Consider the following 12,097-nt stretch of genomic DNA (forward strand, 5'->3'; position numbering starts at 1 on the left):
CAGGGCCCTCGGTGCGCTGCCGGCGGTAGGTCCTTGCCCGAGCAAGGTCGCGCGGCCGGCTGGTGCCGCGTCGACTGGTTCCATCACCTTCGCCTGCGCCGCCTGGAGCGGAAACGGAGAGGGCGCGTGGCTTCCGATCCGTATCGCTCAAGCAGTCCCGCCAGGCCACCACGATACGGGTCACATGGCGAACCGTCGCCTCGTCCGGCCGCCGGCCGCAGCGGCCGGACACCCGCCCGCTCCACTGCTGACGCAGTCGAGCCAGCCAAGCCCCCCCGAGCGGGGTGCGCCCCAGAAGCCGCCTCTGCTCACGCTGCGATCGTGACCCCTATTGCCTGGCAACCTGGTTCTCCGCGTCGAAGCGGACGAGACGAAACCGCGTCCCGGCTCTCCTTGAAAGCTCAACCGGGTACCGCTTCGGTGAAATCCAGGTCAACAACGGAAACAGAGTGCTAGACATCGGAACGATCCGATCTCAACAACGCACTGTGACCGCCTCGTTGAGGAGAGTATCGACCACGAGGCGGATCCGAGCCGATAGGACGACCGTGTCGCACACCCCCACTGCGTCGCACACCCCCACTGCCACGGGCCGAAGATTCGGTGCCCGCAACTTGCGTGTGGCCCAGAAACTTCAGGCCATCCTGCTGATCCCGGTACTCGTCGCCCTCGTCCTCGGCGGCGTGCGCGTCAAACGCTCCGTCGATACCTGGCAGACCGCCAAGGACGCGGTCCGCGTGGCGGAACTGGTCCAGGCGGCGAACACCTACGCCAGCGACGCCATCAACGAACGCGACGTCTCCGTCATCCCGTTGGTGAAAGGCGAGCGCAACTCCGAAACCGTCGCCAAGGCCCGGCAGATCACCGACCAGGACGCAAAGAAGTTCGACGAGGCAGTCGCCCGCATGCCAAGAAGCGCCAGCCTCGAGCGCCGGGTCCAACTCGTCCGCGCGGGCGAGAAGCGGCTCGCCACGGTACGCGCCAACGCCTTCACCGCCGGCGTGACCGGCGTGCAGACCGAGGAGAGCTACCACGCCGTGCAGCACCCGCTGATGGAAATCTCCAACGAACTGGGCTTCGGCATCAGCAGCCAGGCCACCTTCGGCCGCACCCTGTACGCCATCTCACTCACCCAGGCGGCCGAGTCACTGATCCGCGCCATCGGCACCCACCTCCTCATCGAGGACCGCAGCAAGCTCGCCCAGGGTGAACTCCAAGCCCAGCTCGCCTCGTTCAGCTCCTACATCTACCTCGAACAGGTCGCACTGCAGGAGTACACCGGCTTCGCCGGCACCGACGACACGGCCCGGTTGCGCAAGGCGCTCGCGAACGCGGAGGTAAAGGGGAAGCAGCAGATCGCAGAAGCCCGGACGAAGGCCGAGGCAGCCGGGCGGACCTTCGTCCCCCCGCCGAGTCTGGACCAGATGACCACCGCCATCGCCTCCGGCGCGACAGCGACACAACTCACCGAACGCGGCATCACGCCCGCGACGTTCTTCGCCGCCTCCACCCTCAGTTTCGACGCCTACCGCAGCGTCGAGGTATACCTCACCAGCACCGCGCTGGCCGAAGCCCACGACATCGCCGACGACGCCCGCAACGACGCCATCGTCAACGCAGCGCTCGTGCTCGCCTCCATCCTCGTCGCCTTCCTCCTCGCGAACTGGGTGGCCCGCACGATGAGCACCAGCATGCGCCGCCTCAGCGCCTCCGCCCACGCCATCGCCGCACAGCGGCTGCCGGAGCGGCTGACCCAGCTCACCCGGGCCGTCCCGGGACGGGTCGACTCCGACATCGAACCCATCCCCATCACCAGCACGGACGAGATCGGCGAAGTCGCCCGCGCCTTCGACCACGTCCACCGCGAAGCCGTCCGGCTCGCCGCCGAACAGGCCCTGCTGCGCGCCAACATCAACACCATCCTCGGCAACCTGGCACGTCGCAGTCAGCCCCTCATCGAGCGCCAACTCGCCATGATCTCCGACCTGGAGGGCAGGGAAGCCGACCCCGACCAGTTGGAGAACCTCTTCCAGATCGACCACCTCGCCACACGTGTGCGCCGCAACGGCGAAAACCTCCTGGTGCTCAGCGGCGAGACTCCCGCCCAGCAGTGGGACCAGCCCATGCCTCTCGTCGACGTCGTCCGCGCCGCGGTCTCGGAAGTGGAGCAGTACGAGCGCATCCAGCTCTCCGGCATCCCGGAAGCCCAGATCGACGGACGCGCCATCAACGACCTGGTCCACCTGCTCGCCGAACTCCTGGAGAACGCCGCAGCCTTCTCCTCCCCGCACGTCCCGGTCCGCATCACCGCCGCACGACTGCCCGACGGCCGGACCATCCTCGAGATACACGACCAGGGCATAGGCCTGCCCCACGAGGAGCTCGCGGACATCAACCGCATCCTCGCCGACCCGCCCACCGTCGACGCCGCGATCTCCCAGCGCATGGGCCTATTCGTGGTGGGCCGACTGGCCGACCGGCAAGGCATCCGCGTTCAGCTGCGCCCCTCCCACGAGGAACAGGGGACCACAGCGCTGGTGATGCTGCCCCAAACGATCACTCCTCGAGCGGCGAACGAGGAACCCGATGCCGACACCATGGCCCTGGTCGCATTCGTGGACAGTCCCTTCACCAAGGACGCCCCACACGCCAACGAAACCTGGGACAACCAGCCCTCCTGACGCAGGATGTCCGGTCAAGGAGCTCGAGCGGCACGGCCGGCACAAGGTCACCGGGCGGCGGGCCCGCCGGCAGACGGGCCCCGGCCCAGATCACCAACTCCTCGACCACAAGCTGACCTTGCCCGTTCAAAACGTCGGCGCCCGGCCGGTACCGGTCCGGGACACCGGGCACCTGTTCGCGCAAGGTGCAAACAGGTGCCGGACCGGCGGTTCGGGGTCTCATCAGGTACCGAGCTTCTCGATGATCTCGCTCACTTGGCGACCCAACCTGGGTCCCCACCACGTCACCAAGGCGGTGCAGCGCCCGCACCTCGGACGTCTTCCGGAACAGGCACTTCACCAAGAAGACGTGCGGACCCCTGTAAGGCCGCTCGTGATGGGTGTAGTTCACCCACCACAGTTCGCAGGGCCAGGATCGCGCCGACCCCACCGGAAGACGAACTCGTCGACACCCAGGATCTCCACCTCCGGAACATCGAGAAGCACAAGGCGTCAGACCAGCCACAGCAACGTGGAGCCACTGGCCCGCACTACGAGACCGTCAGCTCTCGCCACGGAGCGCGTCAAGGACATGCGGCCAGGCTGCCGCCCCCAACCGGGCGTCGGCCTCAGGCGTGCCTCCATACTCGAAGCGGGAGGATGCCGACGCCGGGCTCTCGCCGGGAAACCGTGGGCGGTGACCGGCATCGTGACGGGCGATCAGACGCACCGAGGCCCCGGCTGAACACCGGCGTTGCGCCAGCTGCTCAGCGAAGGCAAGAGACGGCCACATCGCATCATCGCCACCGGCGACCAACAGCAGATCAGCCCGCGCCACATCCACGGGGATCTCCGCCGAAGGCAGCAGATCAGCAAACGTCCGCTCGCTGAGTTCGTACCATCCGCGGATGGCGACCGGCCCGTCCTTCGCCTGTGCGGGAGTCCACGAATCATCCAGCGGCACGAAAGGCAACCCCTGCCCTCGCCACGTCCAGGACGATCGATAGGGCCGATCGGCTCCATCGCTCCCCGATCCGACGTTGCACCAGACCCGGGACGTGGGCGACACCGCTATGACGAGGTCGACGCGCGGATCGTGCACCGCCGTCAGCAGAGCTGCCTCGGCCCCCTTCGAAGCGCCCAGAATGCCGATGCGTTCCGCCCCGTTCAGCCGCAGGAAGTCGACAGCGGCGGTGAACGTCTCCAGCGGGACCTCGCAGATCCCCGGCGACTGCCCCGGACCGCCGAACCAGCGGACCGACACCGCCGTCATGCCCTGCCGGGCAAGGACGCGTGCCCTCTCCCGCTCGATCCGCCCGCTCGAACCCGCCAACACCAGGACACCAATGTCACTGCCGCCGACCGGAGCGGCCAATACGCCTTCCCAAGGATCGGTCAGCTCGCGCTCAAGGACGTCCACGTGGCCCCTCTGTCTAAATCCCTCGCAGCCTGGCCGCCGCGCCGTCGTCTCCGGCAAGCGCAGGCAGAACACCGTGATGCTGCGGTAAGGCGCTGCGCAAGGGCCGCCTCAAGGAGCTGGTGGTCGCTGCGGTTGCCGACATTCGCCGCCTACTGCACGGCGAATGTTCCCGCCCTGTGCACTCGCGAGATGCCGCTGGTCGTCCAGGTTGACGGCACAGAGGCCGAGTGCGTCGGGTGTCTGCCGGCCAGCTTCCAACCGATCTCGAAACATTAACGCTGAGCAGACGGACTGGCCTGCCCGGGGGCGGCGGCCAGGGGTGTCCCCATCCCGTCGATCCGCACAGTCACGTCCTCGGCTTCGGCAGAGGCGAAGACATCGGCCAAGTGCACAGGCGCACACCGGGACGGTCTGCAACGGCGAAACCCCGCCCGGCGAGCAGCGGGCGGGTCCCGGCACGACCGCGCCCTCTGGACACCTGCGTACGCGGTCCGGGCCGGGGCCCCCGAGCGTTGTGCGGCCGGCCCAGCAGCCGGACTACGTCAGGACGACAGGCACGGTGATGGTGAGGTGTTCGTCGGTGGTCGGCAGGGCGGTGGCGAGCGCGTTCATACGAGTTGCGAGGTGGCCGATCACCCGGCTGGTCAGTTCCTTGTCCCACTGCGCCGTGCCTTCCGGTGACAGGCACATCTCCTCCTCGGCAGGTGGATTGCCACCGATATAGCGTGCGGTGTCCATGTTGACGACCCAGCAGGCCAGTGCGATCTTCACCTGCCCGGGTGCCGCCCACTGCGCCCGTACGTGGGCGCACATGCTGAAGTCGTCCCCGCCGAATGTGACTGTCGTGGAGAACGGCTTGCCACGGGGGTATTGCCGTATCAACTTGAGTACTGCAGGTTCCACAACGGATCGCGCCATAGGTTCGGTAAACACCGTCTGCCCCCTGTCGAGCCAGCCTTCAGCATCCCAGACGGAGCCTGCGACGGAAAGATCGGCTGCTGTCCCGGCCGCTTCCCCTCCATCGGACGCCGGGACCTCTCGGCGGCGTTCTGCCGGCGGCCGGCGACCTCCCGTCCCGGCCGCTGCGGTCGGGACTTTGTCGAGACGGTGGATGCGCCAAGTGCCTTTTCCCTAGGATGTATTGCCTGATGCACCGGTCAGCTCGGTGCGGTACACGACTGGGGAGACGATGGAGTCCGGGAAGCGGTTGTCCACCAAGATCGACGCCACGGTTCCGACGGCCGCGCGCATGTACGACCACTACCTGGGCGGCAAGGACAACTACGCGGTCGACCGTGCCGCCTGCGAGGAACTGGACAAGGTGGTGCCCAGCACCCGGGCGCTGGCGCTGAACAACCGGCGCTTCCTGCAGCGGGTGGTGGGGACGCTGGCGCAGGAGTACGGCATCCGGCAGTTCCTGGACCACGGGTCCGGTCTGCCCACGCAGAACAACGTGCACCAGGTGGCCCAGCGCATCGATCCGACCTCGCGCGTCGTGTACGCGGACAACGATCCGATGGTTCTGGTGCACGGCCGGGCCCTGCTGGACCAGAACGACCGCACTGCCGTGATCCAGGCCGACCTGCGCGACACCGACGTGATCTTCTCCCACGCCGACACCCAGCGGCTGATCGACTTCTCGCAGCCGGTGGGCGTGCTGTTCAACTCGGTGTTCCACTGCATTCCGGACAGCGACACGGAAGGCCCGCTCGCGGTGGTCAAACGGGTGACCGAGCGGCTCGTGCCCGGCAGTTGCCTGGTGATGTGCCAACTGGTCAGCGAGGACCCTCAGGTGCGGGACTTCGTCACCGATTTCATGGACAAGGCCACGCAGGGGCACTGGGGTCGGGTGCGCGAGGAGAAGGACGTCGCACAGTGGTTCGAGGGGCTGGAGATCCTCGAGCCGGGCCTGGTGGAGGTGTCCACCTGGCGGCCCGACACCGAGGTGGCGCCGCGTCAGCTGACCCAGGAATGGGTCGAGTTCGGCGGATGTGGCCGCATCCGGTGACGGAGCGGCACCGGCTCACTGGCCCTCGTAGCGGAGCTTGACGGTCTCGCGCAGACGGTCGAGGGAGTCACGAGGGCTGAGCGCGTCGTCGGCCAGTTGGTCCAGTGCCACGCGGTACTGCTCGGTCTCGTCCCGGTCTTCCAGGAACGTGGCGCTCCTGATGTGTTCCAGGTAGACGATGTCCGGGAGGTCGAGGCCGCCGAAGCGCAGGTAGGTGACCGGGATGGCCGGTGCGGACGCGTTGGTCACGTCCAGGGGTACGACCTGCACGACGACGTGCGGCTGCTCGGCCATCTCGATGAGGTGCTCCAGCTGTTCGCGCATGATCTCGCGGCTGCCCAGGATCCGCAGCAGCACCGACTCGTCGACGATCGCCCACAGCTGTGGCGCGTCCGGTCGCCCCAGCAGTTCCGCCCGTTTCATGCGCAGCTCCACGCGGCGGTTGACCTCGCGGCTCGGGGCCGCGGGCAGGCCGCGCTCCACGACGGAGCGCGTGTAGGCCGGCGTCTGCAGCAGTCCGGGAACGTACTGGATCTCGAACGTACGGATGGAATCGGCCGCTTCCTGCAGCCCGACGAGCCGGTCGAACCACTCCGGCATCAACCGCTTGTCGAAACGCTGCCACCAGCCGGGCTCACCGGCCCGCCGCAGCAGCTGCAACAGGACGGAGGCCTCGTACTCGTCCGTCTTGTAGAACTCCAGCAGTGCGCGGACATCGTCCTCGGTGGGTGGCCGACGGCCCTTGCCGGCCTCGATGCGGGACAGTTTCGCCGGGCTGAACCCCACGGCCCGCGCCGCCTGCTCCTGCGCCATGCCCGCGTCCTCGCGCAGGCCCGCCAGCTGTACGCCGACCAGCATCTTCAGCAGGGTCGGTGCGGGCTCGGTGCGCTGCAGGTACGGCTCGAGGCGGGAGACACGCGGCGACTCGGAGGGCATCCTGACTCCCGGTGGGCAGAAGGCAACAGCCCGCATTATCGCACCGGTTGGCCACTGCGCGCATGTCCGGGCCTACGCTCGGTGTGGACGGCGCGCATCCCCATTCACATCAGGTCGTCGAACTCGCCGTCCTTCACACCGGCCAGGAAGGCCGCGACCTCGGCGGACGTGTAGACCAGCGCGGGGCCGTGCGGATCACGGGAGTTGCGTATGGCCACGCCTCCCTCGGTCAGGGGCGCCACCTCGACGCAGTTGCCCTCGGCGTTGCTGTGGCGGCTCTTGGTCCAGTGGACCTCCAGTGAACTCGCTTGCACCCCGTTCGGAACTGATGGCACTGCAGTCTCCTCGCGCATGACTGGCTCGATCCACACGTGCAATTTCTCGTGAAATTGCACGGACTGGCTGTCGACGTGGATAATAACCCCGTCGCCAACGTCCGTGCTGGCGCACAGTTCTGACGTCCTGACGCCACCTCAGGAGATGCCGTGTCGCAGCCCGCGCGCCCAGCACCCTGGTCTGGCCCGGCCGTGCTCCCGGCACACCGGGCCACGCCCCTCGCCGCCGTTCCGCGCCCCACCGGCAGGAGCGCCACCCTGCGCCTGCCCGGCAGCAGCGAGGGCTGCGCACAGGCACGCGAGTTCACCGAACGCGTTCTGGGCGAGTGGGAGTTGGGCCAGTGCCGGGACGACGCACTGACCGTCGTCTCCGAACTCGCCGCCAACGCCGTGCTGCACGGCCGAAGGAGCGACACCCTCGACGACGCCGAGTCCGAAGTGTGGCTGCGGCTCACACGCCGCACGGCCCACCTGGTGTGCGCCGTGACCGACCAGGGCGACGGACTTCCGCACACGGCACACGCGCCGAACGCGCTCAGCGAACACGGCCGCGGCCTGTTCATCGTCGAGGCCCTCGCACAGCACTGGGGCTGGACCCGCCACACACCCCGGTACAAGACCGTCTGGGCCATGCTGCCCACAGGGACTCGCCTGACATGAAGCCGGGTACCGAGCTCCAAGACAGTGAGGGAGCCGCGCCGCAGCCACATCAGCCCACCACGCTCCGCGACGTCGCACTCGTGTCCTGGGGCGACATCGAGGACTCGTCGGGATCCGCCGCCGCCATCCCCTACCTGCTCGCCGCCATCGCCTCGGGCGACAAGGCCGCCGCGCAGAACGCGCTGGACCGATTGCGGCACCGGATCTGCCGGCACGGCTTCGTCATCGTGGGACAGGCGACGGCCGTCACGGTCCCCTTCCTGTGGGACCTGGCCCAGCGCCCGCAGACGTCATGCCGTGTGCAGATCCTGCGCCTGCTGCGGAACATAGCCGACGCCCGGCAATGGGAGACCACGACCGCCGCCTATCCGAAGCTCCGACGCCGCCACGGCGACCATGTCGAGTGGGAGTCGGCCGCCCGACGGGCCGTGCACGCCCAGCGCAGCATCATCCCGCGCCTCCTGGCCGAACGCGACAACGAACTCGTGGACGCTACCGAGGCCCTCGCCTCCACGCTGACCGGGTGAGGACCACGCTGGCTCAGACGCTGCGGGCAGCCCCGGAGTAGATACCGCTGGCTCCGATGCGCGTTCCTCGTTGCCGCAGGCCGGTGACGGACAGCTGCCAGGCGTCCAGGCGCACTGCCGTATAGCGAGCGGTGGTGCTGAGATGCGCGCGCCACAGGATGGTCTGTACCTCCACCAGCGTCAGCGCCGAGTCTCGCGCCATCCAGGTCGCGGCGGTGTGCCGCAGGTCGCTCAACGTCCAGTTGACTTGGGTCAGGGGCCGAGGTCGGCGACGGCCACGCGGCCATGGGCGTGCGGCGGGCGGATCCACTCAAGTGAGAAGTTTCGCGAGCTGGGCCATCTCGATGGGCGGGTCGATCACCGGCTGGATCAGGAGCTCGTCAATGCCGGCCTGTTCCAGGGTGGTGATGCGGGCGAGGAGGTCGTCGCGGGTGCCGACCAGAGCCAGGGCGTTCATCAGCGAGGGCAGGACCAGGTCCCGGTCCTGCGGTGCGATGCGTCCGAGGTAGTTGGGGTAGAGCTTGGTGTGCCGGTCCGGCGCGGTGGCGGTGGTGCCGCGCCGGTCGAGCAGGCGCTGCACCGCCTCGCGTTCCTCGAGGCCGAGTTGCTCGGCGAAGGCGGGTGTGTCGGCGGCTGTGTCGGCGGCGAAGGCCAGCAGCGACAGGACGAGGTGGCCCGTCGCGTCCCGGGCCGCGTCGCCGTGGGGGTCCTCGTCCTCGTCGAGCAGGTGGAGCGAGGTGACCACGTAGGAGTCCGTGTGGGAGTCGGGGTCGCGGGGTGTGCGGGGGGCGGCGTGGCGGCGGGTGTCGTGCAGCGCGTGCCAGGCGATGGGGTCCAGCAGGCCGAAGGAGATGAGGCCGGCGACGCGACGGCCGGCGACGGCGGCGGCCTGCGGCCCGAGCGCGGCCACGACGAACTCGATCGGGTCGACGGTGTTCACGTGCGCCCCGGCGTGCAGGAACCGGATGTCGCGGACCCGGTCACCTTCGCGGTACTCGGTCGCACGTCCGGCGCACAGGTCCTGCAGTGCGACGGTGAAGGTCTCCAGCTGGGCAGCCGTGGTCGGCCGCATGCCCAGGGTGCGCCGGGCGGTGTTTCCGGTGCCGACTCCGCAGATGATCCGGCCCGGAGCCAGGGCGTTGAGGCTGGCGAGCCCGCTCGCGGCGGCCGGGGCCGAGCGCAGCGCCGGTGAGGTCACGCCGATGCCGAGCCTGATGCGGCTGGTGGCCTTCGCACACAGGCTCAGAGCGACGAAGGGGTCGCCCTGAACCATCGGGGTGTCGTTGACCCAGAAGCTGTGCAGGCCCAACTCCTCGGCCCGCACGGCGAGATCCTCCACACCGGGCTGCGCGGCGACAACGACGCCTGCACGCATCACAACCTCCAAGGTGTGCGGATGGAGTCGGACTTGCTCAGCATGGCAGGTACGGGCGCAGGGACGTTGCGGAGTCGCGTGATGTTGTGGCGTTGCGGGGCGGGGTGGCCGGTTCCTGACGCAAGGAAACCCCGCTGATACAGATGACCTTCCCAAGTCCTCTGCCTGCAAAGGAACTTCGATGTGCGGGCAGCCTGCCCTGCCATGTCTCGTCAGGTCCCTGCCGCCCCATCGGGTGGCGGGCCTGTCGCTGACAGAGCGGCTGGTCAGATTGCCGGATCCGCGCCGTAGGCGGGCAGTACGTCGTCCGTTCGTGACCGGGATGCTGGTCACGGCATCCGCGGGTGGTGGCCGGCGCCCGCTCTACCCGGCGATCGGGCCATGGGCCGCCGGTGACCATCCAGCTGGGGCCGCCACAGTCGGTGGACGGCAAGAGTGCGCGCGGCTCCCGAAGGGCCTCTCGTAATTGAGGCCACATCAGAATCGGGGCATGAGCGACGGATCACGCCAAAGTCATGGGCGGGTCGCTGGTCCGACAACTGCGCCGTCCGCCATCCGGCACCGCAAGAGGCATGATTCAAGAGGCAGAACTTCAGGAGGAGCAGCGTGACCAACACCAGCGACACCCGCCCGGCGGACGATGAAGCGCAAGCGGCTCGACCGAGCCGACTGCACCGCCTGATGCGCTACATCCCCCTGGTCGCGCCCGTCCTGCTGTGGGCTGTGCCCTGCTGGGTACTGCTGTACTCCGGGCAGAACTGGCCGCTGCCCGTCACTCTGGCCGGCACCGCCCTGTTCGTCCTCGGTCTGATCGGTATGCCGCTCGCGATGGTGCGCGGTCACGGGCGGCGCCAGCAGGACTGGGCGGCGATCACCGGTGACACCCTGCTGGGCAGCAGCTGGGTGCTGTTCACCTGGTCCGTTCTGCTCGGCGTCCTGCTGCGGCCGGCTCTGACCGTGGCCGACGTCGGGGACGGACAGGATCGGGCCCGCATCGTGACCTGGGCCGTCCTCGGTGTCGCCGTCCTACTGCTCGCCTGGGGGTACACCGAGGCCCGTCGCGTGCCCCGCGTACGCGAACTCGACGTGCGGCTCCCGCGCCTGGGAGCCGGGCTGGACGGCACCCGTGTCGCCCTCATCACCGACACGCACTACGGCCCCCTCGACCGCGCCCGCTGGTCGGCACGGGTCTGCGAAGTGGTCAACACCCTGGAGGCCGACCTCGTCTGCCACACCGGCGACATCGCGGACGGCACCGCCGACCGCCGCCGCGCCCAGGCTGCCCCGCTCGCCACCGTGCAGGCCACCCGGGCCCGGGTCTACGTCACCGGCAACCACGAGTACTACAGCGAGGCCCAGGGCTGGGTCGACCTGATGGACGAGCTGGGCTGGGAACCGCTGCGCAACCGCCATCTGCTGCTCGAACGTGGCGGCGACACCCTCGTGGTCGCCGGCGTGGACGACGTCACCGCCGAATCCTCCGGCCTGGCCGGCCACCGCGCCCACCTCACCGGAGCCCTGGACGGCGCCGACCCCGACCTCCCCGTTCTGCTCCTGGCTCACCAGCCGAAGTTCGTCGACCGGGCGGCAGAGGCGGGCATCGACCTGCAACTCTCCGGCCACACCCACGGCGGCCAGATCTGGCCCTTCCATCACCTGGTCCGTATCGACCAGCCCGCCCTCGCCGGCCTCAGCCACCACGGCACCCGCACCCTCCTCTACACCAGCCGCGGCACCGGCTTCTGGGGCCCGCCGTTCCGTATCTTCGCCCCCAGCGAGATCACCCTGCTCGTACTCCGCTCCCCCCAGCAGCCCACCGCTCCTTAGCACCGGGTGCCCGGACACCTCCACTTGCACGGTCCAGGGGCAGGTCGTCCGCAGACAGCGATGGTGTCGGCATCCCTCTGCGGGCGACGTTCATGACCGGGCCCGTCACGTTGCGGCCAGGACCCGGTCCGCTCCCGGGCCATCGCCGGCAACGAGTCGCAGCGGCGCCCGATGTGCACGAGTGCGCTCAAGCCCTTCCCACGGGAGCGCGGCCCGCCGTCGAGCACGAGCCACGTCCCTGGCGGACCAGCCACTAGGGCGTGTTTTAGAAGGAGTTGGTCTGCTGGGCTGGTCGGCCGGGGAAGTCGCGGGCGGCCAGCCAGATGATGAGGTCGTTGGCGATCAGGCC

General features: G+C 69.0%; 11 protein-coding genes. 5 read left to right on the forward strand and 6 right to left on the reverse strand.

Annotated features, from left to right (window positions below):
• Positions 1–620: 620 nt before the first annotated feature.
• A complete protein-coding gene (locus ACWD3I_RS40905; RefSeq protein ID WP_365399922.1) occupies positions 621–2,681 on the forward strand; it encodes a sensor histidine kinase in 2,061 nt (686 codons plus the stop codon).
• A gap of 541 nt (positions 2,682–3,222) precedes the next feature.
• Here ACWD3I_RS40905 and ACWD3I_RS40910 read toward each other — a convergent pair.
• Together ACWD3I_RS40910 and ACWD3I_RS40915 are read right to left on the reverse strand one after the other, a co-directional pair.
• Entirely contained in the window at positions 3,223–4,080 is an 858-nt protein-coding gene (locus tag ACWD3I_RS40910) for an acyl-CoA thioester hydrolase/BAAT C-terminal domain-containing protein (protein WP_365399919.1), read from the reverse strand.
• 537 nt (positions 4,081–4,617) lie between these two features.
• Entirely contained in the window at positions 4,618–4,893 is a 276-nt protein-coding gene (locus ACWD3I_RS40915) for a hypothetical protein (RefSeq protein ID WP_365399916.1), read from the reverse strand.
• Positions 4,894–5,269: 376 nt separating this feature from the next.
• Here ACWD3I_RS40915 and ACWD3I_RS40920 point away from each other — a divergent pair, with 376 nt between their 5' ends.
• A complete protein-coding gene (locus ACWD3I_RS40920) occupies positions 5,270–6,088 on the forward strand; it encodes an SAM-dependent methyltransferase (RefSeq protein ID WP_365399914.1) in 819 nt (272 codons plus the stop codon).
• A gap of 15 nt (positions 6,089–6,103) precedes the next feature.
• Here ACWD3I_RS40920 and ACWD3I_RS40925 read toward each other — a convergent pair whose 3' ends face one another.
• Together ACWD3I_RS40925 and ACWD3I_RS40930 are read right to left on the reverse strand one after the other, a co-directional pair.
• Positions 6,104–7,024 (reverse strand): helix-turn-helix domain-containing protein, encoded by a 921-nt coding sequence (locus ACWD3I_RS40925; RefSeq protein WP_365399911.1) that lies wholly within the window; start codon positions 7,022–7,024, stop codon positions 6,104–6,106.
• Positions 7,025–7,128: 104 nt separating this feature from the next.
• Positions 7,129–7,359, reverse strand: a complete 231-nt coding sequence (locus ACWD3I_RS40930) for a DUF397 domain-containing protein (RefSeq protein WP_365399908.1) — start codon at positions 7,357–7,359, stop codon at positions 7,129–7,131.
• A 150-nt stretch (positions 7,360–7,509) separates the two neighbouring features.
• Between ACWD3I_RS40930 and ACWD3I_RS40935 the strand changes: the two genes are divergently transcribed.
• The gene (locus ACWD3I_RS40935; protein WP_365399905.1) at positions 7,510–8,019 is read left to right on the forward strand and encodes an ATP-binding protein; all 510 of its coding nucleotides are present in this window, start codon (positions 7,510–7,512) and stop codon (positions 8,017–8,019) included.
• A complete protein-coding gene (locus tag ACWD3I_RS40940) occupies positions 8,016–8,546 on the forward strand; it encodes a hypothetical protein (protein ID WP_365399903.1) in 531 nt (176 codons plus the stop codon). The genes ACWD3I_RS40935 and ACWD3I_RS40940 overlap by 4 nt, the downstream gene beginning before the upstream one ends.
• Positions 8,547–8,559: 13 nt before the next feature.
• On the opposite strand, the gene ACWD3I_RS40945 is transcribed toward ACWD3I_RS40940, so the two are convergent.
• Both ACWD3I_RS40945 and ACWD3I_RS40950 read right to left on the reverse strand, forming a co-directional pair.
• Positions 8,560–8,748, reverse strand: coding sequence for a hypothetical protein (locus ACWD3I_RS40945; protein ID WP_365399900.1), 189 nt, complete (start codon positions 8,746–8,748; stop codon positions 8,560–8,562).
• Positions 8,749–8,856: 108 nt separating this feature from the next.
• Positions 8,857–9,921, reverse strand: coding sequence for an LLM class flavin-dependent oxidoreductase (locus ACWD3I_RS40950; protein WP_365399897.1), 1,065 nt, complete (start codon positions 9,919–9,921; stop codon positions 8,857–8,859).
• 606 nt (positions 9,922–10,527) lie between these two features.
• Between ACWD3I_RS40950 and ACWD3I_RS40955 the strand changes: the two genes are divergently transcribed.
• Positions 10,528–11,748 (forward strand): metallophosphoesterase, encoded by a 1,221-nt coding sequence (locus ACWD3I_RS40955; RefSeq protein WP_365399894.1) that lies wholly within the window; start codon positions 10,528–10,530, stop codon positions 11,746–11,748.
• Positions 11,749–12,097 lie beyond the last annotated feature (349 nt).

The organism is Streptomyces sp. NPDC002817 (assembly GCF_053592055.1).